At 72.6% G+C, this 25,245-nt stretch carries 22 protein-coding genes and 1 pseudogene; 8 read left to right on the forward strand and 15 right to left on the reverse strand.

What is annotated here, in order from left to right:
• The 4 genes from ACFYW9_RS35320 to ACFYW9_RS35335 form a co-directional block, all read right to left on the reverse strand.
• Positions 1 to 235 (reverse strand): SPFH domain-containing protein (locus ACFYW9_RS35320; protein WP_389159206.1); only part of this gene is annotated, 235 nt, incomplete at its 3' end.
• A 164-nt stretch (positions 236 to 399) separates the two neighbouring features.
• On the reverse strand, positions 400 to 1,302 hold the full coding sequence (locus ACFYW9_RS35325) for a S1 family peptidase (RefSeq protein ID WP_389159208.1): 903 nt from the start codon (positions 1,300 to 1,302) through the stop codon (positions 400 to 402).
• A 245-nt stretch (positions 1,303 to 1,547) separates the two neighbouring features.
• Entirely contained in the window at positions 1,548 to 2,348 is an 801-nt protein-coding gene (locus tag ACFYW9_RS35330; RefSeq protein ID WP_389159210.1) for a DUF1684 domain-containing protein, read from the reverse strand.
• A 223-nt stretch (positions 2,349 to 2,571) separates the two neighbouring features.
• The gene (locus ACFYW9_RS35335) at positions 2,572 to 3,831 is read right to left on the reverse strand and encodes a DUF5685 family protein (protein WP_389159212.1); all 1,260 of its coding nucleotides are present in this window, start codon (positions 3,829 to 3,831) and stop codon (positions 2,572 to 2,574) included.
• 289 nt (positions 3,832 to 4,120) lie between these two features.
• Between ACFYW9_RS35335 and ACFYW9_RS35340 the strand changes: the two genes are divergently transcribed.
• Positions 4,121 to 4,558 (forward strand): cell division protein SepF, encoded by a 438-nt coding sequence (locus tag ACFYW9_RS35340; protein WP_389159214.1) that lies wholly within the window; start codon positions 4,121 to 4,123, stop codon positions 4,556 to 4,558.
• 51 nt (positions 4,559 to 4,609) lie between these two features.
• On the opposite strand, the gene ACFYW9_RS35345 is transcribed toward ACFYW9_RS35340, so the two are convergent.
• Positions 4,610 to 5,800, reverse strand: coding sequence for an acyl-CoA dehydrogenase family protein (locus tag ACFYW9_RS35345; protein ID WP_326788664.1), 1,191 nt, complete (start codon positions 5,798 to 5,800; stop codon positions 4,610 to 4,612).
• 388 nt (positions 5,801 to 6,188) lie between these two features.
• Entirely contained in the window at positions 6,189 to 7,880 is a 1,692-nt protein-coding gene (locus ACFYW9_RS35350) for an MFS transporter (RefSeq protein WP_389159217.1), read from the reverse strand.
• Between the two features lie 256 nt (positions 7,881 to 8,136).
• On the opposite strand from ACFYW9_RS35350, the gene ACFYW9_RS35355 reads away from it, so the two are divergent.
• Entirely contained in the window at positions 8,137 to 9,315 is a 1,179-nt protein-coding gene (locus ACFYW9_RS35355; RefSeq protein ID WP_389159219.1) for a glycosyltransferase family 39 protein, read from the forward strand.
• Between the two features lie 251 nt (positions 9,316 to 9,566).
• Positions 9,567 to 10,613, forward strand: coding sequence for a phosphatase PAP2 family protein (locus tag ACFYW9_RS35360; RefSeq protein WP_351864212.1), 1,047 nt, complete (start codon positions 9,567 to 9,569; stop codon positions 10,611 to 10,613).
• Positions 10,614 to 10,807: 194 nt separating this feature from the next.
• Here the strand turns inward: ACFYW9_RS35360 and ACFYW9_RS35365 are convergent, their stop codons facing one another.
• The 4 genes from ACFYW9_RS35365 to ACFYW9_RS35380 all read right to left on the reverse strand — a co-directional run bounded on the left by ACFYW9_RS35365 (position 10,808) and on the right by ACFYW9_RS35380 (position 14,368).
• Positions 10,808 to 11,023 (reverse strand): proteinase inhibitor I78, encoded by a 216-nt coding sequence (locus ACFYW9_RS35365; protein ID WP_351864215.1) that lies wholly within the window; start codon positions 11,021 to 11,023, stop codon positions 10,808 to 10,810.
• Between the two features lie 442 nt (positions 11,024 to 11,465).
• Complete coding sequence (locus ACFYW9_RS35370; RefSeq protein WP_389159222.1) at positions 11,466 to 12,482, reverse strand: helix-turn-helix transcriptional regulator; 1,017 nt, start codon at positions 12,480 to 12,482, stop codon at positions 11,466 to 11,468.
• A 59-nt stretch (positions 12,483 to 12,541) separates the two neighbouring features.
• On the reverse strand, positions 12,542 to 13,822 hold the full coding sequence (locus ACFYW9_RS35375; protein WP_389159224.1) for an ABC transporter substrate-binding protein: 1,281 nt from the start codon (positions 13,820 to 13,822) through the stop codon (positions 12,542 to 12,544).
• A gap of 6 nt (positions 13,823 to 13,828) precedes the next feature.
• Positions 13,829 to 14,368 (reverse strand): hypothetical protein, encoded by a 540-nt coding sequence (locus tag ACFYW9_RS35380; protein WP_389159226.1) that lies wholly within the window; start codon positions 14,366 to 14,368, stop codon positions 13,829 to 13,831.
• Positions 14,369 to 14,490: 122 nt separating this feature from the next.
• On the opposite strand from ACFYW9_RS35380, the pseudogene ACFYW9_RS35385 reads away from it, so the two are divergent.
• From ACFYW9_RS35385 to ACFYW9_RS35395, 3 genes and pseudogenes are all read left to right on the forward strand, one after another.
• Positions 14,491 to 14,955, forward strand: a pseudogene (locus ACFYW9_RS35385) (hypothetical protein); the annotation flags it as partial.
• Positions 14,956 to 15,101: 146 nt separating this feature from the next.
• Positions 15,102 to 17,987, forward strand: a complete 2,886-nt coding sequence (locus ACFYW9_RS35390) for an ATP-binding cassette domain-containing protein (protein ID WP_389159228.1) — start codon at positions 15,102 to 15,104, stop codon at positions 17,985 to 17,987.
• Positions 17,984 to 18,712: an ATP-binding cassette domain-containing protein gene (locus ACFYW9_RS35395; protein ID WP_389159230.1), complete on the forward strand. Its 729-nt coding sequence runs from the start codon at positions 17,984 to 17,986 to the stop codon at positions 18,710 to 18,712. Before ACFYW9_RS35390 ends, ACFYW9_RS35395 begins: the two co-directional genes overlap by 4 nt.
• On the opposite strand, the gene ACFYW9_RS35400 is transcribed toward ACFYW9_RS35395, so the two are convergent.
• Both ACFYW9_RS35400 and ACFYW9_RS35405 read right to left on the reverse strand, forming a co-directional pair.
• Positions 18,600 to 19,298, reverse strand: coding sequence for a transglycosylase family protein (locus tag ACFYW9_RS35400; RefSeq protein WP_351864228.1), 699 nt, complete (start codon positions 19,296 to 19,298; stop codon positions 18,600 to 18,602). The two genes, ACFYW9_RS35395 and ACFYW9_RS35400, sit on opposite strands and share 113 nt — an antisense overlap.
• 201 nt (positions 19,299 to 19,499) lie before the next feature.
• Positions 19,500 to 20,204, reverse strand: a complete 705-nt coding sequence (locus ACFYW9_RS35405) for a transglycosylase family protein (RefSeq protein WP_389159232.1) — start codon at positions 20,202 to 20,204, stop codon at positions 19,500 to 19,502.
• A gap of 534 nt (positions 20,205 to 20,738) precedes the next feature.
• On the opposite strand from ACFYW9_RS35405, the gene ACFYW9_RS35410 reads away from it, so the two are divergent.
• Both ACFYW9_RS35410 and ACFYW9_RS35415 read left to right on the forward strand, forming a co-directional pair.
• Entirely contained in the window at positions 20,739 to 21,518 is a 780-nt protein-coding gene (locus ACFYW9_RS35410; RefSeq protein ID WP_351864235.1) for a hypothetical protein, read from the forward strand.
• Positions 21,519 to 21,793: 275 nt separating this feature from the next.
• Complete coding sequence (locus tag ACFYW9_RS35415) at positions 21,794 to 22,135, forward strand: hypothetical protein (RefSeq protein WP_326788653.1); 342 nt, start codon at positions 21,794 to 21,796, stop codon at positions 22,133 to 22,135.
• 77 nt (positions 22,136 to 22,212) lie between these two features.
• Here the strand turns inward: ACFYW9_RS35415 and der are convergent, their stop codons facing one another.
• The 3 genes from der to cmk form a co-directional block, all read right to left on the reverse strand.
• Positions 22,213 to 23,691: a ribosome biogenesis GTPase Der gene (der, locus tag ACFYW9_RS35420; RefSeq protein ID WP_351864238.1), complete on the reverse strand. Its 1,479-nt coding sequence runs from the start codon at positions 23,689 to 23,691 to the stop codon at positions 22,213 to 22,215.
• 77 nt (positions 23,692 to 23,768) lie between these two features.
• Positions 23,769 to 24,482 carry a lysophospholipid acyltransferase family protein gene (locus ACFYW9_RS35425; protein ID WP_389159235.1) on the reverse strand — a complete coding sequence of 238 codons (714 nt, stop codon included), beginning with the start codon at positions 24,480 to 24,482 and terminating at the stop codon, positions 23,769 to 23,771.
• Positions 24,440 to 25,135 (reverse strand): (d)CMP kinase, encoded by a 696-nt coding sequence (gene cmk / locus ACFYW9_RS35430; RefSeq protein WP_351864243.1) that lies wholly within the window; start codon positions 25,133 to 25,135, stop codon positions 24,440 to 24,442. The genes ACFYW9_RS35425 and cmk overlap by 43 nt, the downstream gene beginning before the upstream one ends.
• Between the last annotated feature and the right edge of the window lie 110 nt (positions 25,136 to 25,245).

Below are 25,245 nucleotides of genomic sequence, written 5' to 3' on the forward strand. Positions count from 1 at the left end.
TGATGCCCTCCTGGGCCGGGATGGGCAGGGTCACGATCTGCATGTTGACCTTGCGCAGCCGGTCCACGAACGGCACGACCATGGTGAAGCCGGGGCCGCGGACCTCGGAGCGCAGCTTGCCGAGCCGCAGCACCACGCCCCGTTCGTACTGTTTGACGACACGGGCGGCGGCCATCGTGTAGACCAGCCCCACGGACACGACGGAGACTCCCGCCACCACCAGTTCCTCGACCATCACGGCCCCCAGGGTCCGACGTGGCGCACCGGGCGTGCGGAGCGCGCGCTTCGAAGGTAGACCCGTCACCGGAGCGAGGGCGAGCCCCCGCACGCCGGTTGCGTGCGGGGGCTCGCCTGTCGCTGACCGCAGGTCTGGCTGTGGGGGGTTGTCGTACGCGCCGGTCAGTAGACGTGGACCCCGTAGGCGCTGAGGGCCTCGGTCACGGGCTGGAAGAACGTCGTACCGCCGGAGCTGCAGTTGCCGCTGCCGCCGGAGGTCAGACCGTACGCGACGCTGCCGGCGTAGAGCGGGCCGCCGGAGTCACCGCCCTCGGCGCAGACCGTGGTCTGGATCATGCCGTAGACGATGTCGCCGGAACCGTAGTTGACCGTCGCGTTGAGCGCGGTGACACGGCCGCTGCGGGTGCCGGTCGTGGAGCCGCGACGGTAGACGGTGGTACCCACGGAGGGCGTGGCCGCGCTGGCGATGTCCTGGCTGCCGACCGCGCCCGACTTGGTGACGGACGTGTTCGTGTAGCGCACGATGCCGTAGTCGTTGGTCGGGAAGCTGGAGCCCGCGGTGGTGCCGAGCGTGGTCGTGTGCCCGGAGTTCGACCACCAGGTGCCCGCGCCGTCGGTGCAGTGACCGGCGGTCAGGAAGTAGTAGTTCCCGCTGTTGTCCTGGACGTTGAAGCCGAGCGAGCAGCGCCAGCTACTCGCATAGATGGCGTCGCCGCCGGAGATCAGCTTGTTGAACTTGCCCGCGGTGTGCTTGATGGTGAGGGCGTCGGCGTTGGCGCCGGCGTCCTTCTTGATCTGCGCGATCTCGGCCTTCGAGACCGTGCTGTCGACGGTGACGACCACGCGGTTCGTCTTGGCGTCGACCGCCCAGGCGGTGCCCGCGATGTCGGACTGGAGTACCGACTTGTTGACACTGCTCAGTTGAGTGGAACTGAAGGTCTGGACGTCGGACGCGTTCGCGCTGGGGATCGCGAACGCTGCCGCGGCGACGAGTCCGGTGGTCACGGCGATCAGCCGACTCCGTCTCGCGATGCCGCTGCGGGGGGTGGTGCGCTTGATCCTCACGTTTCATTCCTCCGAAGGGAAGTAAGGGGCCCTCGCGTCGTGGGGTCGGGGCCCGTGAGGCGCAGCCGGGAGCCGCCCGTCCGGATTCCGAACAAGCCATGCTCCTGACAAGCGCTGAGGGGGAGTATTCGGCTGTGCGGCCGACAGGCGCAAGGGCGCCTTTCGGCCGTGCAGCGTTCAACTTGCCCTCATCCAGCGGAGGTTGATCATCGGACCACTGAAGGCGCAGGAGTTCCCGCGCGTTTTCAGGAGTCCCGGGGCCCTCGGGCCAATCGGCGCTCCCCCGCGGCGACGGCCACGCGCAGCGTATTTCCGGGCGGCGGGAACGGGCAGACGAAATGGTCGGCGAACGCGCACGGCGGAAGCACGGTCCGGTTGAAGTCCACCGTCGTACGCCCCTCGGCGTCGGGCGCCGCGGGGCGCAGGAACCGGAAGCGGTAACTGCCGTCCCCGCTGGTGGTGTCGGCGAAGACGGCCCACAGCGTGCCGTCGCTCTCGACCGACACCTGGAGGGTGAGGTCCTGCCCGTCCAGGGTGAAGGCGAGGACTCCGCCGAGGGCGAGCCCGCGGGTCACCCCGTCGGCGTTCTCGACGCGCACGGTACGGCTCTCGCCGTACGGGGTGAACCGTCCGGGCACCGCCCAGCGCTCGCCGTACGGCGTCGCCTCGATGCCGGCGAAGGCTTTCCGGGCGGGCGCGTCGGGGTCGTAGTCGCGTACGCCCCACATCCCCTCGCGCGCCAGGACGACGAACCGCCGCTCCCCGCGCCCGACCCGGGCTCCGCCGGCCGGTCCGTAGTCGGCGTCCAGCACGATGCCGCCGGTGAAGGGCTCGCCGTCGACCGTGAGCCCGTCCTCGGCGGCCGCCGTCAGGGTCACTTGGCCGCCCTTGACGGCCCAATGCCCGGGGATGTCCGGAAGTCGCCCTTCCGGATAGTCCTCGATCCAGTGGGTTCCGGTGAGCGCGAGCGGTCCGTACGGCGCCGAAACCGTCGCCACGCGGTGCTCCTGCCAGTGCTTCCAGTCCTCGGGTGCGTCCGTCGTCATGTGATCAACCCTTCCACACGAGCGGCTCGGCCAGGCCGAGGTGCGGACGCGACGCGATGCCCGTCCATTCGGTTATTCAGTTGTTCGGTTGTTCAGTGCGGAACGGTCCGCGGTCCTGGAGCGGCGGCATCACCCGGTCCGCGAACTCCTCCGGTCCGCAGGGCATCGCGGGGGCGCGAGGACGAAATCGTCGGCGGCTCCGCCCCCGTGCGCCTTCCGCCCGTCACACCCCGCAGTCACAGCACTCACAGCACTCGCAGCACTTGCACGCCTCGCAGCAACCGCAGTCGCAGTCGCAGCCGTTCAGGCACCCTTCGCGCTTCTTGCGCGACCACGGGCCCTCGTACTGGTCGGCGCAGCACATCTTGCAGGTGCAGCACAGTCCGACGGCGGCGGCGCAGCCGGCCCAGAATCCGCGCTTGCCGGGGTTGGGGGGCTGGACGGAAGGGCCGCCGCCGAAGGGGTTGCCGCCACCGGTGTACGGATTCCCGCCGTGCTGGGGCGGCCCGAAGGAACCCTCGGGTCCGAGCAGGACGGCGGATCCCGGCGCGTCGAGGAGACGGCCGGACCCGGGAGAGCCGAGGGCGCCGTGCGGTCCGTGTGATCCGTCCTCCGCGTGCCCGCACCCCGACGTCCCGAACGCGCGGTCCACCGAGCGGCCCAGTTCGTGGACGAGCAGTACGTGCGCCAGCCTGCCGTCGGTGAACTCGGCCTCCCGCAGGGCGAGCCGTATCCCGTGCAGGGCGTCGTCGGCGAGCCGACGGGCCTCGGTGAGCGAGGTCCCGGTGGCCGCGAGCGGGTTCCAGGCTCCCGACGCGGCGTCGGTCTCCCTGTCCTCCACGGCGTCCAGCAGATGAGCGAGCCGTCCGAAGAGCCGCCCGGCCTCGGCCAGCGGAGCGGCGTTGCCGGGGCGGCCCGCGAGGACGGCGGTGTACGCGAAGGCGGCGGCGGTGGCGGTCTCGGTGGGTTCCGTGACGGTCAGCAACGGCGTTCCCGGCCCGGCCAGCGCCTCGATCCCGACCTGCCGGTCCACGGCGTCGACGAGCACGGCCGTGTCGAAGCCGACGGCGGTTCCCGTTCGCGCCCCGGCCCTGCCCCAGCTCTCGGCCACCCGGCGCGCGGCGAGCGCGACCGGCTTTCGCGCGAGGAGTCCGTCCCCGTCGGCGACATGGTCGCGCACCTTCGCCGAGGCGAGGACCAGCGAGACGGCGGCGGCGAGCCGCGCGCCCTCGCCCTGCGCGACGGAGGCGGTCCGCATGCCGCGCAGCGGACAGGGGCCCGCCGTGCGACGCCATCCCGTCGCCCGCTCGGCCTGAGCCTCCGTCAGAACCGATATCAGCAGGCCGTCGTAGTTGGTGACCACCCGTGCCAACTGACCGTGGTCCCCTCGCAGCGCGAGACAGAGCCCGCACAGATGCGCCATCCACTGCGTCTTGAGCCCCTCACCGAGACGGTGGCTGCAGGGCCTCACGATTCCGAACACGACACTCCCCCGTGACCCGTACGACATTGCGGTCGGGCATCGTATCGACCCTCCCGTTCACCCGTACGCCCCGCTCGTCACCCGGTCGCCGCGAGAAATCATATTTCACTCTCAGTCAGCAGCCTTACCCCGTACGACCCTTGGGGGGCGCGGGCTCTCGACGGATTCGCTGTGCACCAGTACCGTCACGAAACCCCCACGCGGCGTCTATCCACTTGGCGCGACATCCGCATCATGGACGACCATGGGGATGCGGAAGCACGAAAGACCGCTGTGAGAGGAGGCGTCCATGGGATCGGTGCGCAAGGCGAGTGCCTGGCTTGGCCTCGTCGACGACAACGATGACGAGCGTTACTACGACGACGACTACGCCGAGGGTCAGGACTCCGGCGACGCCTGGGTCACCGACCCTCGCGTGAAGGTTGCTTCCGAGACGGCGGAGGAGAAGGGCCGCCGGATCGGCACGGTCACCCCGGACAGCTTCCGGGACGCACGCGGTATCGGCGAACTCTTCCGGGACGGCATCCCGGTCATCATCAACCTCACGTCCATGGAGGCCGCCGACGCCAAGCGCGTGGTGGACTTCGCGGCCGGCCTGACCTTCGGCCTGCGCGGCACCATCGAGCGGGTGGCGACCCGGGTCTTCCTGCTGACCCCCGCGCATACGGAGATCGTCAGCGGCGAGGCCGCGGGCCGTCAGACGGACGGTTTCTTCAACCAGAGCTGAGGCAGGGCCGCTCACCGGCCCTGCCCGGCCGGTGCTTCACACGCGGGACCGTCACCGGAAGGCGTCGAGCCCGGTGAGCGCCTTGCCCAGCACGAGCTGATGCATCTCGACGGTGCCCTCGTAGGTGAGCACCGACTCCAGGTTCGTGGCGTGCCGCATCACGGGGTATTCCAGCGAGATCCCGTTGGCACCGAGGATCGTGCGCGAGGTACGGCAGATCTCGATGGCCTCGCGTACGTTGTTGAGCTTTCCGAAGCTGATCTGCTCGGGGCGGAGCCGTCCCGCGTCCATGCGGCGGCCCAGGTGATGGGCGAGCAGGATCCCCTTGTGCAGTTCGACGGCCATGTCGGCGAGTTTGGCCTGGGTGAGCTGGAAGCCGCCGATGGGGCGCCCGAACTGCTCACGCGTCCTCGCGTACGCGAGCGCGGACTCGAAACTGGACCGCGCCGCGCCCATGGCGCCCCACACGATCCCGTACCGCGCGTGCGAGAGGCAGCCGAGCGGGCCCTTGAGGCCGACGACGTCGGGCAGGACGGCGTCGGCCGGCAGTCGCACGTCGTCGAGGACGAGCTCGCTGGTCACGCTCGCCCGCAGGGACCACTTGTGCTTGATCTCCGGGGCGGAGAATCCGGGCGCGTCGGTGGGCACGACGAATCCTCGGATGCCGTCGTCGGTCTGCGCCCAGACGACGGCGACACCGGCGACGGAACCGTTGGTGATCCACATCTTGCGCCCGTTCAGGACCCAGTCCCCGCCGTCGCGCTTGGCGTGCGTCCGCATGGAGGCGGGGTCGGATCCGTGGTCGGGCTCGGTCAGCCCGAAGCACCCGATGATCTCGCCGGACGCCATGCCCGGCAGCCAGGCCCGCTTCTGCTCCTCGCTGCCGAACCGGTGGATGGCGTACATGGCCAGGGAACCCTGAACCGAGACGAGCGAACGGATCCCGGAATCGGCCGCCTCGAGCTCCAGGCAGGCGAGGCCGTACTGCACGGCGCTGGCCCCCGCGCACCCGTACCCCTGGAGCGACATGCCGAGGGCGCCGATCCCGCCCAGCTCCCGCGCCAGTTCCCGGATGCCGGGCAGCTCGCCCTTCTCGTACCAGTCGGCGACGTACGGCAGCACCCGGTCCGCGGCCCAGCTCCGCACGGTGTCGCGGACGGCCAGCTCCTCCGCGTCCAGCAGGTCGTCGATCCCGAGCGGGTCGGCGGGATCGAAGGGCGGCAGCTTCGAGGACGCGGACATACGACAGCCTCCGGCAGGGTGATAACTAGCACCGCTAGTCAAGGATCTCGGCCCGACGTTACGACGCAGTCTCCCGCAAGTCCAGGGCACTTCCGCACCGCACCCGGGAGCTCCGCGCCCGCCCGGCCCGCCCGGCGGGCGACGCGGGGCGACCAGTGCCTCCGGGTCGGGGGTGCGGCACCGGCCCGCGGGCCGGAAGCCCTGCCCCGGAGCGGACGGGGAACCTAAGGGCTGTCCCGTAATCCCCGGCGGGCGCACGACGACAGCTACGGCACCTCGCCGCGTTGTCGGATCGCCCGAATACACCCGGTATGAGGACGACCCTCCGCCTTGCGATGCACCGCATCTGACGCCGCGCGCTGATCCACCGGGGATTACGGGACAGCCCTTAGGCGGAGACGCGGCTCTCGGCGGTCCCGGCGGCGTCACGGGGAACCGGAATGCCTGCGGGGCCCGGCGCGGAGGCCGGGACGGCGACGGCGTCCGAGGCGGGAGCCGGAATCGCGGCGGTACCCGTCGCCGCGCTACCTGTCGCGGCGGTGCCGCACTCCATGACCCGCGGCAGCCGCAGCGCCATCACGGCGCCGAGCAGCAACAGGCCGGCACTCACCAGCAGGGTCACGTGCAGTCCGTGCACGAAGGAGTCCCGGGCGGCCTGCCGCAGGGCACCGCCGGACGCGCCGCCGAGCCGGTCGGCGACCTGGTACGCCTCGCCCAGCGAGTGTCCCGCCGCCGCCGAATCGGCCGCCGGGACCCCGGGGACGGACGACAGCCCGGGCGCGTACGCCGCGTTCATCACGCTCCCCAGCAGCGCGATCCCTATCCCCGCGCCGAGCTGGTACGAGGTCTCGCCGATCGCCGCGGCGCCGCCCGACTGTGTTTGCGGCGCCTCGCTGAGCATGGACTCGTACGCCCCGAAGAGCGTGGTCTCCAGGCCGAAGCCCAGCAGCACGAAGCCGAAGAGCAGCAGCGCCGCGTTGTCGTTCCCGCCCATCGCGGTGAGCGTGACGACGGCCGCCGCGGTGAGACAGAACCCGAAGGACACCATCGCGCGCGGCCCGAACCTGCGCAGCAGCTTCGCCCCGGCGAGACCGGCGGCCATCGCCGCGATGGTGAGCGGCAACAGCCGCAGCCCGGTCTGGAGCGGCGACAGACCGAGCACGAGCTGGAGGTACTGCGCGGCGATCAGTTCCAGGCCCACCAGAGCGAGCATGGCGAGGACGATGCACCCCACCGACGTACTGAAGGCGGGGCGCGCGAACATGCGCAGGTCGACCAGGGGATGCGCGCGCCGCCGCTGCCGCCGCACGAAGACGGCCATCAGCACGGCGCCGACGAGCAGGGGTACGAGGGTGAAGGGGCTGAAGGGCGCCTCGCCGCCGCCGAGGCGCTTCACGCCGAGGACGACGCCGAACAGACCGGCGGCGGCCATGAGCGCGCCGACCACGTCCCAGGGGCCCTCGCGGCCGCCGCGGGACTCGGGCAGCAGCAGCCGTCCCACCGGCAGGCTGACGATCATCAGCGGGATGTTGACGAGGAAGACCGACCCCCACCAGAAGTGCTCCAGGAGGAAGCCGCCGAGGAGCGGTCCGACCGCCGCGCCGACGGCGGCGACGGCGCTCCAGATGCCGATCGCGAGCGCCCGCTCGCGCCGGTCGGGGAAGACCTCGCGCAGGATCGACAGCGTGGCGGGCATGATCATGGCGCCGCCGATGCCGAGCAGGGCGCGGGCGCCTATCAGAAGCTGCGCGTTCCCGGAGAAGGCCGCGATGCCGGAGGCGACTCCGAAGAGGGCGTAACCGAGGAGGAGGACCCGTCGTCGGCCGATCCGGTCACCGAGCGTGCCGAAGAGGATGAGGAGCGAGGCGCAGACGAGCGGATAGATGTCGACGATCCAGAGCAGCTCTATCGCGCCGGGCTTCAGGTCCTCGGTGACGGCGGGCACCGCGACGTGGAGAACGGTGGCGTCGACGGCGACGAGCAGCAGGCTGACGCACAGGACGACGAGGACGACCCAGCGGTTGGCACCGGCTCCGGCCTCCCGACGGCATCGCGCAGCGGCCGTGGTCGTCCCGGACATGTACGTACCTCCAGAGATTCCCTCGCGTTCTGCGGATCCGCAGGGTGGGGACTCCCTGGGGCTGCGGCCCGGAGAGCGGAATCCCGGGCCCACGCAACAAAGGCGAGTGAGCCGTCAGCGTACGCGAGTTCTCGCCCGTGACACGTGGCGGACCTCTCACGTTCGCCGGCCGGGTGTGTGGCGTACGCCACGCCGCCCGCACGTCGTCACACCCCGTACGGCCTGCCGGTTCCGCGGTCCGCCGATAATCGGGCCCGTGACCGATCCGGAGAATCCCGCCGCGACGCCCCGCGGGAGCGCCCTGCGCCGAGCCGCACCCGCGCTCCTCGGTTACGCGGCGGTGCGCGCCCTGGGCCTCGTCACGCTCGCCGTGTGGAGCGCGGCGAACGGGGAGAGCGCCCACCGGCTGCTGTCGGGGCGCTGGGACTCGCTCTGGTACACGAGGGTCGCCGAGCTCGGCTACGGCTACGAGGTCCGCCTCCCGAACGGTGACGTGCACGCGAATCTCGCGTTCTTCCCGCTGCTGCCCTGGCTGGAGCGGATCGGCCACGCGGTGACACCGCTGTCGTACGCGGACGCCGGACTGCTGGTCTCCGCGGTGGCCTCGCTCGCCGCGGCCTGGGGGATCTTCGCGGTCGCCGACCACGTCCACGGCCGGCGGGCCGGGGTGTGCGCGGCGCTGGTGTGGGCGATCCTGCCCGTCGGCATCGTGCAGTCGATGGCGTACAGCGAGTCACTGTTCACCGCGCTCGCCGCGTGGTCGCTGTACGCGGTGCTGACCGGCCGCTGGCCGGCCGCGGGACTGCTCGCCGCGTTCGCCGGGCTGACCCGGCCGGTGGGGATCGCGGTGGTCGCGGCCCTGTGGGTGGCGGCGATTAGCTCGTTCGTGGGAGAACACCGGCGCGGCGGAAGCGTGCCCCGGACGGACGGCGCGCGTCCGTGGCGGCGCGCCCTCGCCATGGTCGTCGCGCCGCTCGGCGCCGCCGGTTACGTGCTGTGGGTGGGGCATCGCACGGGCGGGGGCCCGCTCGGCTATCTCGACGTCCAGGCGGGGTGGCGCAACGGCTTCGACGGCGGCTACGCCTTCGGGCGCTTCGTCGCCGAGAAGTTCACCTCCTTCCCGTCCGCCCTCGCCGGTGCCGCCCTGGTCGCCGGAGTCGTGCTCGTCCTGTCGCTCTACGTGACATGCGTACGCCAGGGACAGCCACCGGCCCTCCTGGTCTACACGGGGATCGTCGTCGCGCTCGCCCTGTGCGCGTCGAGCTACTTCGGCTCGAAGCCGCGCCTGCTGCTCCCGGCCTTCCCGCTCCTGTTCCCTCCCGCCAGGGCCCTGGCGGGGCTGCGTACCTCCAGGTCGGCACTGGTCGTCGGGGGTGTCGCGGTGGCCTCGGCGGTCTACGGGGCCTTCTGGCTGAACGGCTCGGGGCCTCCCTGACCCGCCCGGCGGCACCCCGCGCGGGACCGGTGAGCGGGCGGCGAATTCCACACCATCACCCGGTGAACGAATATAAAAGTGCCATAAAATCGAAGACCCTCGGAGATCAATGGAATTGAAGGCTCCACGGTCACGGGATTAGAGATTCGTTGGAAATAAACATGATCCTGAGAGGAATCCCACATCACATCGTCATCACAAACCGAGTGAATCGGCCTGGAACGCAGCTCACTCGCTGTAACGTCGATTGAGTGCGTACCGAACGAAACCTCACCCGTCTGGACCGGGTCTTCGCCCGGCTGGACCGTGAGCCGGAACGACCGGCCCACATCGATGTGCCGAAGATGAGTCGGCACAGGGTTGTCCTCTTCGCGGCGACCCTGGCCTTCTACCTGGCGATCGTGTGGGCCGTGGCGATCACGTCGTGGCTGGTCCGGTTCGACTGGCAGGTCATGTTCTTCCGGCCCTACCAGCAGTGGCCGGAGATCCACGCGTTCCTGGACTACTACGTGGTGCTCGGCCAGCGCGGCCCCACCGCGGTGATGGTCGCCTCGTGGCTGGGCTGGCGCTCCTGGCGCCAGCACACACTGCGCCCCCTGCTCACCCTGGGCGCGTCCCTGCTGCTGCTCAACCTCACGGTCGGCGCGGCGAAGCTCGGCATGGGCCGTCTCGGCCCGCACTACGCCATCACCATCGGCTCGAACGAGATGGGCCTGGGCGGCGATATATTTCCGTCGGGCCACACCGCCAACGCCGTCGTGACCTGGGGAATCCTGGCCTATCTGGCGTCGACCCCGAGAGCCAGACGCTGGCTCTCGGCGCTGTCCGCCGTGACCTCGCTGGGCGTCGGCCTCACCACCGTCTACCTGGGTACGCACTGGCTGAGCGATGTCCTGCTGGGCTGGGCCGCGGGTCTGCTGATCCTGCTGGCGCTGCCCTGGTGCGAGCCGCTGATCGCGCGCTCCGAGGCCGGGATCTTCTCGCTTCGCGACCTGTGGCGCACCCGCACCCGTCGCGGCCGCGCCGTGCCCGCGCCGGCCCCCTCCCCGGTCCCCGCACCGGTCCTGTCCCCGCAGGCCGTCTCGGTGGACAGCGAGATGCCGGCCCGCGGGGCCGTCGCCTCCCGTCCGCCCAGATCCCCCGCCCACCTGGCGCCGGGCCCGCACACCGCCCGCTCGGAACGCACCCCGGTGACACCGGCGGGCAGTCGCCGTCCGACGCACCCGGACCGCCCGCCCCACCCGGACCGTCCGGCGCGCGCGGCCGCCGCGACGGCCCGCCCGCTGACGGGTGGCTGAGAGCCCGCTGACGGGTGGCTGAGAGCCCGCTGACGGGTGGCTGAGAACTGCGGGGCCGGTACGCACAGCCTCTCCCCGCACCGCGAAGGCCCCCGGCTCGTCGAGCCGGGGGCCTTCGCACGTCGTGGCGCGGCACCCGGCCGCGCTCGGCACTCCGCACGCCGAACGGGCCACGGTCCGCCGGGGCAGGGCGCTCAGCCCTTCCAGCAGCGCGTCACCGTGCCGTCCGTGACCTCGAAGTTGAGCCGCCCCACCAGGTACTCCATGGTGATGATCGCGCCGTGGGGCAACGCGCGGACCGTCGGCCAGCCGTGCTCCCGCGCGCGCTCCCGCGCACTGCCCACCTCCATCCCGACATAGCTCTCCGGACTGTCCTGCGGCTCTGTGTGAGAGGGGGGAATGGGTGCCATGACCGCCACGTTAGGCGGCACGCCCCGGCGGTGGAAGCCCGATCGGCGACGAAGCGTCACCTGTCCCCCGCCGGTCACACTTCTGTCACAGGATCACGACACGTGTTTCGCCGAACTCGATCCCCCGTATGAGGGGTTCCTTCGGTGTTCCGCACGCCTTCGAACGTAATTCGGAGTCGTCGTCCGGGCGTCCCGAATAGCCCGGTGAAATGGGCGGAGCGGTGGGTCGGCGCGTGCTCGGCGGCGGATTTCCCTATCCGGTCCGCTCCGATTACGGCACGCTCCGCGGAAGCTGACGCCGCATAGGAAATACACGCTTCGCCCACAGAACCCCCGCACGTTCCTCGGCCGGCACCCGGGACTTCCGTCACGGCACGCGGACCGTGCCGGCACCCCCTCGGGACCCGGCTTCCCAGGCCTGCTTCCCAGCCCCCGGGCCCGCTCAGGCACCGGCTTCCCGGGGCCCTGTCTCTCCGGCGCCCGGGACAACCGGCCCCGGCCTCTCCAGTGCCCGGGACAACCGGTCCCGGGCCGTCCTGATCGCGTCGCCGAGTTCGGCGGGCTCCAGGATCTCGAACTCGAAGCCCATCAGCATCACGTGGATGACCATGATGTCGAGGCTCGGCGCCCCGGTGCGCAGGAGGCAGCTGTCCTTCCCCGAGGCCTCCAGGGTCCCGGCCGAGGGTGAGATCCGCGCGGCGGCCTGCTCCAGCGGCACCAGCAGCCGGACGACGGCGTTCGTGGCGTAGGCGCCGGTGGAGACGCCCTTGGAGACGTACTCGGCCAGATTCTCGGCCGGTGGCGTACGGGGCGTGAAGCGCGGTCCGTGCGGCGGCCGGGGCGTGATGCGGTCGGCCCGGAACGTACGCCAGTCGTCGCGGTCGACGTCCCAGGCGACCAGGTACCAGCGGTGCTCGGTGCACACCAGCCGGTACGGCTCGACGGTACGGCGCGTCGAGGAGCCCCCGTGATCGCGGTACTCGAAGCGCAGCCGCTCGCTGTCACGGCAGGCGTTGGCCAGTTCGGTGAGGACGGCGGGGTCGACGGCGGAGGTCCCCGGGCCGCGCAGCATCGGCACGGTGAAGGCGTTCAGCGCGCCGACCCTGCGCCGCAGGCGGCTCGGCAGGACCTGTTCCAGCTTGGCGAGCGCGCGGACGGAGGACTCGCCGATGCCCTCGATGCCCTGCCCGGCCGCCGTGCGCAGCCCTACGGCCACCGCGACGGCCTCGTCGTCGTCCAGGAGCAGCGGCGGCAGCTCGGCCCCGGCGCCGAGCTGGTAACCGCCGCCCGTACCCGGGCTGGCGTTGACGGGATAGCCCAGCTCGCGCAGCCGCTCCACGTCACGGCGGACGGTGCGCGCGGTGACGCCCAGCCGCCCGGCGAGATCCGCGCCCGACCACTCGCGGTGGGCCTGGAGCAGTGAGAGCAGGCGCAGCAGTCGTGCGGATGTCTCCAACATGCCGCCGAGTCTGCCAGCGCTTGCGGACAGGTACTGTCCGCAGGCGCCGGGGACGTTCTTCAGGGGCGGTAGGCGATCTGCGGTACGTCGAAGCAGTTCGTGTTCATGTCGCCCTGGGTGACCCAGCCCCTGCCGTCGCGCCAGCGGGCCACCGAGAGGCAGGTCCGACGCGTTCCGGGCGGCTCGGCCAGGCGCTCGTAGGTGACGGGGAGCAGCAGCCCGCCCGCGGTGTAGGGCGTGCCCCGGTTCATGAACGCGTCGACGCACGCCCGGGTGATGCCCGTCCGGACGCAGGACTTCGCCGCGTCGGTGAACCACCGTGCCGCCGCCCAGCCCTCGAGCTGCCACTGGGAGCGGGCCGGCAGGCCCTTGGTGGCGTCGCGGAACTCCCGTACGGCGGCGTCGCCCGTGTCCTCGTGGTTCCGGCTCGACCCCGTGGCCCACAGCGCGTTGCGGCAGCGCGGCGCGTCCTTGTAGTCCTCGGGCACGGTGGACGTCCAGTTCTGGACGTTGGTCACCTTGGCGGTGACGTGGGCGCCGACATCGTCCATGGCCTTGCACAGCTGGGCGTTGCCGTGGGTGTCGACGGCGTCGAAGACGAGGTCGGCGCCCTGTGCCTTCAGGTCGGCCGCGGCGGCCCGGAAGTCGGGCAGCGCGAAGTCGACCTGTTCGCTGACGACCCGGTAGCCCTCGGCCCTGAGTCCCTGGGTGACCAGCCGGGCGTAGGCGGCGGAGGCGGACTGGTTGTAGGAGACGACGGCGGCCGTGCGGGCGCCGTGGACGCGCTTGAAGTAGCGGTAGACCTCGGTGCCGCCGTAGAGCTCGCCGTTCCAGCCGGGCGTGCCGTCGCGCGGCGCGAGGCTGCCGTAGATCCCGTACAGGTGCGGATAGGTGTCGTACGCGGCGCCGATGGGCTGGCCGCCGATGTCGGGCACGCCCGCGCGGGACACCTGGGAGGCGCCCGCGTAGTCGAACGCGGTCGTGGCGACGAGGGCGACGACCTTGTCCTGGTCGATCAACCGGTGCACGCAGGCGCTGTTGCCGACGCCGCTGCCGCCGTCGTCGCACAGCCGCACCTCGACCGGCCGTCCGCCGATGCCGCCCCGGGCGTCGAGCCGGTCGAACCAGGCCTTCGCGCCGTCACGCGGTCCCGTGAACGCGGAGGCGCCGACGGGGCTGGTGGCGCTGCTGATGATGCCGACGCGGATCGGCGCGGCGGATTCCCGGGGCGTGGGCGTGGCGCGGTTCTCGAAGTCGCTCTCGGGGAGCCGGCTGCCGCAGGCCGTGCCGAGCAGGAGCAGCAGGCCCGCGACGGCGGCGCCCGTCGCTGTGCGCCGCACCGCTGATCAGCAGCCCGGGACGGGACTCGACGACCCGTTGCCGCTCAGCTGCACCAGCGCGCAGAGCGTCTTGACGGAGACCTTCCAGGTGCCGTTCTGCTCGACGGCCGTCCCGGAGGCGTTCGGCAGGGCGGTGGCGCCGTTCAGGGTCAGCGTGTAGGTCACGTCCGCCTCGGTCGGCGAGGTGAACTCGATCTTCTCCACATCGGCCTTCACCTGCTGACCGCGCTGGTCACCGTTGAAGCCCTGGAGCAGCGGGGCCATCTGGTCGCCGTTCTGCAGGACGGCCTGCTTATCCTTCGCGGAGACGGCAGGGTCGAAGAACTTCTCCCAGTTCTGCCTGATCTCCTGCTGGGCCGCCGCCGGGTCGGCCGGAGCCGTGGCGGACGGCACGCTGGTGGACTGCTCCGCCGTGGGTGTGGGCGACGCGGAACTCCCGCCGCCGCTGTCGTCGCTGCACGCCGTGAGGGCCGCGGCGAGGACGAGTACCGCCGCCACCGCCACTCCCCCGACGTTCCCCCGCCTGAGGTCGCTCCCGAGAACCATCTGGCTCACCACCGGGTGTCGGTCCGGGCCAAAAGCGCCCGGTGCTTTCAGGGTCAGCTTCCAGAAGGCATAGTGCAAGCCATCGGCTGACATGGACAGATACCCGACGTGTGGGAGTCCGGATGCGGACAGCTCGGCTGCGGAGCGTGCACCCCGTCCAGTGGGCCGGCTGGGCCGCGCTGGCCGCCGGTACGGTGCTGTGCGTCATCGGCTGGTACGGCGTCTCGGGTGAGCGGTACGCGGAACGTCAGCTGCCCTACCTCGCCTCCTGCACGGTGCCCGGTGCCGCGCTGCTCATCGCCGGCGCGGTGCTGCTCGCCCAGGGCCGGAACGCCTCGGCGGCGGCGCGCGTCGAGGAGCTGTACGGGCTGCTGGTGGCCGCCGGCGCCGAGGAGCCGGGGCCGGCGGCGGCCGGGCCCGTGGCCGTCGGCGGCGCCCTCCTCATGGTTCCCGGCGGCACCCTGTACCACCGCGCGGACTGCCCGCTGGTCGCCGGGAAGCCGGAGGCCCTGCCGGCCGACTCGCGCGTCCTCGCGAGCGGTGACCTGGGACCGTGCCCGATCTGCGAGCCCGACGCCGAGGACGACGCCTCCACCGCCGGGCCGCCCTCCCCCGCCGCCGCGGGCCCGCCCCTCGCCGAACGGCCGACCGCGCCCGATCGCCCGTCCACGCCCGACGGCCCGACCGCCCCCGGGCGCCCCTCCGCCGGTCCCGACGACTGAGGTCCCCGCCGATGTCCTCGCTGACGTACGACCTCACCCTGGCCGGTCTGTCGATCGGCGGTGCCGCGGCGCTCACCGGGATCGGGCTGATCGTCACCTACCGCGCCACCGGTGTGCTCAACTTCGCGCACGGCGCGATCGCCATGGTGTGCGCGTATCTGCTGCGCCAGTTCACGGTCGAGTGGGGCTGGCCGCTCGCGCTCGGCGCGTCGGTGACCCTGCTGGTGGTGGCCCCGGCCATCGGGATGGCCCTGGAGCGCTTCGTGTTCCGGCCGCTGGCCGTGCTCGGCGGCGACCCGGCGCGGACCCTGGTCGCGAGCATCGGGGTCTTCGTGCTGCTGGTCGGCGGGGCGGCGCTCGTGTGGGGCACCGGCGCGCGGGCGGACGCGCCGACGCTCGTGTCGGCGGATCCGTGGGGGCAGCTCGCGGTGGCCGTCGCGCTGGCCGCGGGGGTGGGCGCGGTGACACGCTGGACCCGCTTCGGCACGGAGCTGCGGGCGGTCGTCGACGACCGCCCGCTCGCGGTGCTCGGCGGTATCGACGCGGACCGGGTGGCCGCGGCGGGCTGGGCCTTCGGCTCGTTCACGGCGGGCCTGACGGGCGTGCTCCTCGCGCCGTACGTGCGGCTGGACCCGTACGGCCTGCCGCTGCTCGTCATCGAGGTGATGGCGGTCGCGGTGGCGGCCCGGATGCGCAGCCTCCCGGTGGCGATCGTGGTCGCGCTCGGTATCGGGGTGGCCCAGAGTCAGCTGACCCGGCTGCATCCCACGGGCTGGGCGGAGCCGTTGCTCCAGGCGGTCGGCGCCAACCTCTTCGTGGTCGCGCTGCTCGTCGCCGCGCTCGTACTGCCCGGCATCGGCACCCGTGACGCGCTCCCGCGTCCGGCGGCGGTCCGCGTGCCGGCACCGCCCGGGGCCTGGGCCGTGGCCGTCGTGCTGTTCCTGCTGCCCCTGGGGTTCGCGGGCTCGGACCTGCGCACGTCGGTGCAGGTGCCCGCGCTCGGTGTCGTCCTGCTGTCGCTGGTCGTGGTCACCGGCCGCGGCGGCCAGATCTCGCTGGGGCAGGCCGCGTACGCCGGTCTGGGCGCCCTGTTCACGGCGCTGCTGGCCGCGGGCCGGTTCCCGGGGCTGCCCCGGCTGCCCGAGCTGGCCGCGCTGGCGGTGGCCGTGCTGCTGGTGGCCCCGCTCGGCGTGCTGACCGGCTGGCCGGCCATCGAACGGCACGGTCTGGCGCTCGCGGTGGCCACCTTCGCGGTGGGCGTGGGGGTCAGCCGGTTCGTCTTCGCGCAGCCGTACGCGGTGTCCGGTCTGTCCCTGGACCGCCCGGCCGGATTCGGCGGCGACCGCGCGTACTACGTGCTCGAACTCGTCCTGCTGGCCGCCGCCCTGCTCGCCGCGCACACCCTGCGCCGGGGCCGGACGGGCCGGGCCCTGGCCGCGATGCGGGACCACGAGGCGGGCGCCTCGGCGGCGGGCGTCCGCGTCCCGGAGCTGAAACTGACCGCGTTCGTCGCGGGGGCCGCGCTGGCCGCGCTGGGCGGCGGCATGCTCGGCATGGGGCTGCGTGCCTTCGACGCCGGCCAGTACGACCCGGTCCGCAGTCTGCTCTGGTTCGCGGCGGTCGTCGTGCTGGGCGCCGACAGTGTCCTCGGCGCGCTCGTCGCCGCGGCTCTGCTGGTCGGGCTCGACGCGGGGGCCCGGGGCGGGGTGGCGGCCGCGCTGATCGGCCTCCTCGCCGTCCTCGTCGGCCGCTTCCCCGAGGGCCCGTACGAGGCCCTGCGCACGGCGGCGTCCCGGCTCCGGCTCCGTCCCCGGGCGACCCTGACACCCCTGGGCGTCAGGGTCCGCCGACACCTGCTCACCGCCGGCGCGGGGCGGCCCCGGGCACTTCGGGAGACGGCCGCCGCGGGGGCCGCGGCGACGACCGGCCCCGACCGGGAGCCGGGGTGCCGTCCGGGCCTCACGCCGGCCGGCGGCGGCAGGCGAACCGCACCCCGCCCGGATCCCGCCGCACCGGCGGGATCCGACGGGGAAACCGGACCACACCCAGAACCCGCACCGGCCGACGACGGCCAGGAAGCCGGGCCGCGCCCGGGGACCGCCGCCGAGGTCGCGTCCGCGGGCAGGTCCGGCGCGGGAAGGCGGACGGTCGCCGGGAGGGAGCCGGTACGGCGGGCAATCTCCGGAGCCGCCCGGCGGGCCGGGGCGGACCCGCGACCGCTGGCCACCCGTCGGCTCCGCGTCGCCTATGGCGGGTTCACCGCACTCGACGGGGCGACTCTCGACGTCCCGCCGGGCCGGGTCACCGCGGTCGTGGGGCCCAACGGGGCCGGGAAGAGCACCCTGTTCCACTGTCTCGCGGGCACGCTGCGCCCCTCGGGCGGACAGGTGCTGCTCGGAGGGCGGGACATCACACGGCTCGCGGCGCACGCGCGGACACGGCTGGGCATCGCACGGACCTTCCAGCAGCTGGCGGTCTTCCCGTCGCTGACCGTGGCCGAGAACGTGCGCGTGGGCGCCGAGCAGGGCCGGACCGCGGATCCGGGGGCGGCGGAGCGGGCGCTGCGGCTGCTCGGGCTCGACGGGCCGGTGCGGTCACTGCCCGCGGCGGGGCTGCCCACCGGGACGCTCCGGCGCGTCGAACTGGCCCGGGCGCTCGCCGGGAACCCCCGGGTGCTGCTGCTCGACGAGCCCGCGGCCGGTCTCGACACCGGCGAGGTGGCCGCGCTGGCCCGGGTGCTGCGGGCGCTGGCCGCGGACGGCATGGCCCTCCTGGTCGTCGAGCACGATCTCGATCTGGTCGCCGACCTGGCGCACACCGTGCACGTCATGGCGGCCGGACGGATCGTCGCCTCGGGGCCCGCCGACCGCGTCCTGGACACGAGGCACGGCGGATGAGCATCGCCCTGCGCGGCGCGCGCGTACGCTACGGCCCCCTGGAGGCCCTGCACGGCGTGAGTCTGGTCGCCCCCGGCCCCGGCCTCACCGTGCTGCTGGGCCGCAACGGCTCCGGCCGTACGACCGTGCTGCGCGCCCTCGCCGGGACCGTGCCGCTGGCGGCCGGCGCCGTCGTCTGGGACGGCGCCGACGTGACGCGCCTGCCCGCGTTCGAGCGGGCCCGGCGCGGACTGTGCCTCGTCCCGGAGCGCCGGGCGGTGTTCGGTTCCCTGACCGTCCGCGAGAACCTGGAACTCGGGGCGGCCGACCTCGCGGCAGCGCTGGAGGCCTACCCCCGGCTGGAGCCGCTCCTCCCCCGCCGGGCGGGCACCCTCTCCGGCGGGGAACAGCGCATGCTGGCCCTCTCCCGCGCCCTGTCGGCCCGCGCGCGCGTGGTGCTCGCCGACGAACCCGCGCAGGGCATGTCGCCGGCGGTCGCGGCCCAGACGTACGCGCTGCTGGGCGCTCTCGACGCGTGCGTGGTGATCGCCGAGCAGCGGCTGCCGCCGGCTCTGCGGGAGCGGGCGGGCCGGACGACGTACGTCCACGAACTGCGCCGTGGCGCGGTCGTGTTCAGCGGAGAGGCCACCGAGACGGCGGCGCGGACCGGTGGGCCTCCGGGTTCAGGGGCGGGCCGAACAGTGCGGGGCCCCCGCTACGGGAGGCGCCCGCCGGCTTCGGGATGACGAGCCGGAGGCCCTTGGCCAGCCGGTCGGGGCTGCCGCCGATCTTCTTCTTGTTGACGTTGTAGAGCGTCTGCCAGCCGCCCGTCACGCGGTACTTGCGGGCGATCGACGCGAGCGTCTCGCCGGTCTTCACCACGTGGAAGGGGCCCTGGAGTCCGTACGACCTGGAACACTCGGGCCAGGCACCCCAGCCCTGGACGGCCAGCACCTTCTCGGCGACCTTGATCTGCTGGGCGCGGGTGGCGAGATCGGCGCGGGGAGCGTAGGCGAGCCCGCCGAACCGGACCCAGGTCGGCTGCCAGAACTGGAGCCCGCCGTAGTAGCCGTTCCCGGTGTTGGCGTGCCAGCGGCCGCCGCTCTCGCACTCGGCGAGACAGGTCCAGGGCCACTGGTCGTTCGCGCAGTCGGAGGCGGCCCGGACGGACCCGGGGCCCGGGAGCGGGGGCGGCGCCGCGGCGTCCGCGTCGCAGGGAACGAGGGCGGTCAGTACGGCGGCGACCACGGCCGCGTACCGCGCACGTCCGTTCGGAAGCCGGGACGCGATGCGGGTGCTGGGCGGAATCCGCCTGGTCGGCATGAAGGACATCGGGCCACGCTAAGCAGCGCGTCCCGCTCGCCCGCCCAGCCCGTGCCCGGCGCGCCCAGGGCCCCACCCGGTCGGAGGACCGGGTGGGGCCCGGGGTCTGTCGCCCGGATCACGCGGCGGGACGCGGGGCAGCGCACCGCGCCTCGGCGCCCCCTGGTCCGAACGGCAGACCCTCGTGCCCGGCACGAGGGGGAGCGTGGCTCAGATGTCGAGCCGCTGGCCGGGCACGATCAGGTCGGGATCACCGCCGATGACGGACTGGTTGGCGGCGTAGATCTTCCGCCAGGTGGTCCCGTGCCGCGCGGCGATGGCACTCAGGGTGTCGCCTTCGCGGACGGTGTAGTCGCCGCGGGACGAGCCGCGGCCGACGTGGTCCGGCGTGCGGGCCGGCGTCTTCGCCGGTTCCCGCTTCGCCGGGGCGGACTTCCGGGCCGGCTCGCGCGCCGGCTTCGAGGCCGACCCGGTGCTCGCGGATCCGGCGGCCTGCCCGGAACCCGAGGAGCCGGGCGCGTTCCCGTAGGCCCCGGCGCGGGCCGAGCAGGTGGGCCAGGCACCCCATCCCTGTGCGCTCTGGACCTTGGTCGCGACGGCTATCTGCGCGCTCCTGGAAGCCTTGTCGGCGGTCGGCGCGTACGCCGTGCCGCCGTAGGCGCGCCAGGTGCCCGCGGAGAACTGGAGCCCCCCGTAGTAGCCGTTGCCGGTGTTGATGTGCCAGTTGCCGCCGCTCTCGCACCGGGCGATGCGGTCCCACACTCCACTGTCGGCCGCGGCGGCGTCGCCGGTAGCGGCGAGCAGTCCGAACGGGGCGAGCAGTGCCGCCCCGGCGAGGACCGCCGTCGTACGTGTCCTGTTCGCCGTACGAGCCTTGTGACCGTTCTCGTGAGTGCTATCGGCACATGCGGACATGTATTTCCCTCTCGAAACACCCGGGGTCCCCCAGGACGGGACGCGGTGACCTGCGCGTAGGACGCGGCCCTCGCGCTCCGACCCGTCCACCGGCGGCGTGCTGTGATCCGAAGCGGATCGGCCGGCGGACGTTCCCGAGCGGTGCTCGTTGCACACGGCGAAGGAATCTATGGACCCCGGCGCCCCGATATCAACCAACTCCTTGTCATTCGAGGCCAGTTAGCGGTTACCGCGGGTATCATCGATTTTCGGCCACCCATTTCATTGGGTGATTTCCGGATTTGTCGACCCTCGCCTCTTGTGATCTGTGACCCACTTCACCCATTCAACTTCCCCCGTACTTCCGGAAGTTGACTGGGAGTAACCGATTCCGGGGGCGCCTTCACCCTGGGCGTCGGATGGTTCGATTCCGTTCGCCCTCGGGCGTGACTCCGGCCACAGATCACCCGTTGACATCTTCATGAGCCGGGAACCCCCGGTTCATGGGCCGGGAGCCACCCGGCACCGCCACGCACCGCATCCCGAGGAGCCACCGTGCCGCGCATGCTCGACGTCAGCGACGACGTACGCGCCGAGATCGGCGACGAAGAAGCCGACCGGCTGCTCGCCGGAGAGAACGCCCCCGGCAGTTACGACTGCACGTCGTGCCGCACCCCGGGCGACTCGGAACAGGAGCGCACCAGCACCGTCCTGTTCATCGGCGACGAGACCGCCGTCCTCGCCTTCGCCCACGCCACCTGCCTGCCCTCGCAGGTCGTGCAGGTCACCGAGGAACAACTCCAGGGCGCCGTCCGCTCGATCCACCCCGACGGCGCGCCCACCGACCCCTCCCTCGCCCCCGAGCAGGCCGTGCTCGGCGTCACCAGCGGACTCGTCCTGATCAACGGCGAGCTGCACCCGGCACTCGTCGTCGAGCCGACCGGCCCGATCGTGCGACCCGGCTCGACCGACATCGGCGACGACTTCCTGCCCCTGCTGATCGAGCAGGGCTTCATGCCCGCGACCGAGCTGAACTCGGTGCCGCCGGTCCTGCACGGCTGGTCCGTGCTGCTCGCGGCGGGCCAGCTGCACGCCGTGCTCCAGCCGGGCACCGGCGGCGGCTCGCCCGTCGCCTGGTGGCAGGCCCACCAGGCGCTCCAGGTCACCGACAGCTGGCGCGCCGCCGCGAACAAGCTCCAGCAGGTGCTCCTGTTCGCGGCGCCGGTCGGTTCGATCGGCCGTCAGCCCCGGGAGGACCTGCTGCGCGACGCCCTCGACAAGGCGGCCGCCAACGGCAAGCTGGTCGCGGCGACGATGCCGCTCGCCGGCATCTGAAGACGGCGGGACAGCCGACGGAGCGGGGCGGGGAACCACGGGCGAGTGGCCGGCGCCGGCCACTCGGGGGTGCCCGTGCGGTTCCCCGCGCCCCCGCGCGCGCCGCTCACTCCGGACGGGCCGCGAAATGACCGCTCCGGCCGCATCCGTTGGGCGGTGGGGTCGTTGGCACGTACGTGCACACCTACGACGTCCCCGGCCACCGGCCCTTCCAGCCGGTCCTCCCCTCCGGCTCCCCCCTCCGTTCGAGCAGAGAGGTGCCGGCGCCGCGACCGGTGCAGGACCCTCATCAGGGCGGCTCATCGGCCACGCCGATCTACGACGCGCTCCACGCCGAGTGGATCAGAGCGTTCAGGACCCTGCCCGGCGACCGTCACGGTGAGGAGAACCTGGAGTTCAAGGCCTTCGGGATCCTCGGGCGCGGTCCGAACTCGTTCAGCTCGTCGGGCACGTACAGCTCGTACAGCGCGGGAGCGCAGACCGCACGGCAGATCACCGCACAGCACGGGCACACCACGGCGACGACGGCCGTCTGGCAGCCGGGCGCGCGCCAGCACGGCACGGGCATGCATCACATCCCGGCCGCACTCCCGCCCGCCCCGCGCAGGGGCCTGTGAGCGGCGAGATCCATGAGCGGTGACGCGTGAGGGGCGGCTCCCCCGGGGAGCCGCCCCTCACGCTTCGCCCGTGGGCGTCACTTCTTCTTGTTGGTACCGCGCTTCTCGCGCACCCGCACCGAGATGTGGATCGGCGTGCCCGCGAAGCCGAACTCCTCACGCAGCCGGCGCTCGATGAAGCGGCGGTAGCCGTGCTCGATGAAGCCGGAGGAGAAGAGCACGAACCGCGGGGGCTTGGTGCCCGCCTGCGTGCCGAACAGGATGCGCGGCTGCTTGCCGCCGCGGACCGGGTGCGGGTGGGCGGCGACCAGCTCGCCGAGGAAGGCGTTCAGACGGCCGGTCGGAACGCGGGTCTCCCAGCCGTCCAGGGCCGTCTCGATCGCCGGGACGAGCTTCTCCATGTGGCGGCCGGTACGGGCCGAGACGTTCACCCGGGGCGCCCAGGCCACCTGGGCGAGCTCGGTCTCGATCTCCCGCTCCAGGTAGTAGCGGCGCTCCTCGTCGAGGGTGTCCCACTTGTTGAAGGCGAGGACGATGGCGCGGCCCGCGTCGACCGCCATGGTGACGATGCGCTGGTCCTGCACGGAGATGGTCTCGGACGCGTCGATCAGGATGACCGCGACCTCCGCCTTCTCCACGGCGGCGGCGGTGCGCAGCGAGGCGTAGTAGTCGGCGCCCTGCTGGAGGTGGACGCGCTTGCGGATGCCCGCCGTGTCGACGAACTTCCAGGTGACGCCGCCGAGTTCGATGAGCTCGTCGACCGGGTCACGGGTGGTGCCCGCGATCTCGTTGACGACGACGCGGTCCTCGTTCGCCACCTTGTTCAGCAGGGAGGACTTGCCGACGTTCGGGCGGCCGATGAGGGCGATGCGGCGGGGTCCGCCGACCGCGGTGCCGAAGGTCTGCGCCGGGGCCTCGGGCAGCGCCTCCAGGACGGCGTCGAGCATGTCGCCGGTGCCGCGGCCGTGCAGCGCGGAGACCGGGTGCGGCTCACCGAGACCGAGGGCCCAGAGGTACGAGGCGTCGGACTCGCCGCTCATGCCGTCGACCTTGTTGGCGCACAGGATCACGGGCTTTCCGGCCTTGCGGAGAAGGCGCACGACCGCCTCGTCGGTGTCGGTCGCGCCGACCTTGGCGTCGACGACGAAGACGACCGCGTCGGCGGCCTCGATCGCGTACTCCGCCTGCGCGGCGACGGACGCGTCGATGCCGAGGACGTCCTGCTCCCAGCCGCCGGTGTCGACGAGCTTGAAGCGGCGGCCCGCCCACTCTGCCTCGTAGGTCACGCGGTCGCGGGTCACACCGGGCTTGTCCTCGACGACGGCCTCGCGGCGGCCGATGATGCGGTTCACCAGGGTCGACTTGCCGACGTTCGGGCGGCCGACGACGGCGAGGACGGGCAGCGGGCCGTGGCCCGCCTCCTCGATCGCGCCCTCGACGGCCTCGATGTCGAAGCCCTCTTCCGCGGCGAGCTCCATGAACTCCGCGTACTCGGCATCGCCAAGCGCCCCGTGATCGTGCTCTGCCGAGCCGTCGGGCTGGATGTGGTCGTTCATGAAGTCCGTACCTCGTCGTTCATTCGTGGTGATCGGTGGATCACCCGTAAACCGGGTGATCCACTACTAAGTGTCGCCTAACGCCCGGCGGGGCGCCCGGCGTTTTCCCTGCGTCCGGTCAGACGCATGGCTTCGCCCAGGTGGGCGCTGAGCTGCTTCTGGATCCGGCCGGTGGCCTCGTCCAGCGCCTGTCGCGTGCGCCGGCCGCTGCCGTCGCCCGCTTCGAAGGGGTCTCCGAAGACGACGTCGACCCTGCTGCGCAGCGGGGGCAGCGCCTTGGTCAGCCGACTGGTCCGCTCGGAGCTTCCCAGCACCGCCACGGGGACGATCGGGGCTCCGCTGCGCACCGCGAAGTACGCGAGCCCGGCCCTCAGCGAGGCGAAGTCGCCCTCGCCCCGGGTGCCCTCGGGAAAGATCCCGAGGACTCCGCCGGACGCCAGGACGCCGAGGGCGTCGGTGATGGCGGCCCGGTCGGCGATCTCCCGGTCGACCTTCAGCTGGCCGATGCCGAGCAGGAACGGGTCGAGCGGGCCGACGAACGCTTCCTTCTTGATCAGGAAGTGTGTGGGCCTGGGCGCGACGCCCATGACCATCGGCCCGTCGATGTTGTGGGAGTGGTTCACGGCCAGGATCGCCGGGCCGGTCGCGGGGACCTTCCAGGCGCCGAGCACGCGCGGCTTCCACAGCCCGTACATCAGGCCGACGCCGATCCGGCGCCCGACCTCGGCACGTCTCGCGGAGGGTGCGGTCACTTGGCGGCCCGCTTCTCCTCGACGAGGGTGACGACGCACTCGATGACCTGCTGGAGCGTGAGGTCGGAGGTGTCCACCTCGACCGCGTCGTCCGCCTTGGCGAGGGGGGAGGTCTTGCGGCTGGAGTCGGCCGCGTCCCGCTTGACCAGCGCCTCACGGGTCGCGTCGATGTCCGCGCCCTTCAGCTCACCGCTGCGCCGGGCGGCACGCGCCTCCGGGGAGGCGGTGAGGAAGATCTTCAGGTCGGCGTCGGGCAGCACGGTGGTGCCGATGTCCCGGCCCTCGACCACTATGCCGGCGGGCGCGGACCCGGCGAGGGTGCGCTGCAGTTCGGTGATCCGGGCACGCACCTCGGGGACGGCGCTGACCGCGCTGACCTTGGAGGTGACCTCCTGCGTACGGATCGGGCCGGCGACGTCGGTCCCGTCGACCGTGATGGTCGGCTCGGCCGGGTCGGTACCGGAGACGATCTCCGGCTTGCCCGCGGCGGCGGCTATCGCGGAGGGGTCCGTGATGTCGATGTCGTTGCTGACCATCCACCACGTGATGGCGCGGTACTGCGCCCCGGTGTCCAGGTAGCTCAGACCGAGCTTCGCGGCCACGGCCTTCGAGGTGCTCGACTTGCCCGTGCCGGAGGGGCCGTCGATGGCGACAATCACAGCCGGAGCGGTACGGGCGGCGCCGTTGTCCACGGTGGGAACACCTTCCTGGTGCGGGGTGGAGGTCTCTGCGGGACGCGATCGCGCCCCGCACAAGGTTACCGGCCCCGCGGACCCCGTATTACTGGCCCTTCCCGGCGGCG

The organism is Streptomyces sp. NPDC002698 (genome assembly GCF_042888945.1).
GTDB lineage: Bacteria > Actinomycetota > Actinomycetes > Streptomycetales > Streptomycetaceae > Streptomyces.

Coding starts and splice junctions, on each gene's coding strand:
- ACFYW9_RS35330 (WP_389159210.1), bottom strand. CDS start 2,348: ATGACGACGGACGCACCCGAGGACTGGAAGCACTGGCAGGAGCACCGC.
- ACFYW9_RS35340 (WP_389159214.1), top strand. CDS start 4,121: ATGGGATCGGTGCGCAAGGCGAGTGCCTGGCTTGGCCTCGTCGACGAC.
- ACFYW9_RS35345 (WP_326788664.1), bottom strand. CDS start 5,800: ATGTCCGCGTCCTCGAAGCTGCCGCCCTTCGATCCCGCCGACCCGCTC.
- ACFYW9_RS35350 (WP_389159217.1), bottom strand. CDS start 7,880: ATGTCCGGGACGACCACGGCCGCTGCGCGATGCCGTCGGGAGGCCGGA.
- ACFYW9_RS35365 (WP_351864215.1), bottom strand. CDS start 11,023: ATGGCACCCATTCCCCCCTCTCACACAGAGCCGCAGGACAGTCCGGAG.
- ACFYW9_RS35370 (WP_389159222.1), bottom strand. CDS start 12,482: ATGTTGGAGACATCCGCACGACTGCTGCGCCTGCTCTCACTGCTCCAG.
- ACFYW9_RS35380 (WP_389159226.1), bottom strand. CDS start 14,368: ATGGTTCTCGGGAGCGACCTCAGGCGGGGGAACGTCGGGGGAGTGGCG.
- ACFYW9_RS35390 (WP_389159228.1), top strand. CDS start 15,102: ATGTCCTCGCTGACGTACGACCTCACCCTGGCCGGTCTGTCGATCGGC.
- ACFYW9_RS35395 (WP_389159230.1), top strand. CDS start 17,984: ATGAGCATCGCCCTGCGCGGCGCGCGCGTACGCTACGGCCCCCTGGAG.
- ACFYW9_RS35400 (WP_351864228.1), bottom strand. CDS start 19,298: ATGTCCTTCATGCCGACCAGGCGGATTCCGCCCAGCACCCGCATCGCG.
- ACFYW9_RS35405 (WP_389159232.1), bottom strand. CDS start 20,204: ATGTCCGCATGTGCCGATAGCACTCACGAGAACGGTCACAAGGCTCGT.
- der (WP_351864238.1), bottom strand. CDS start 23,691: ATGAACGACCACATCCAGCCCGACGGCTCGGCAGAGCACGATCACGGG.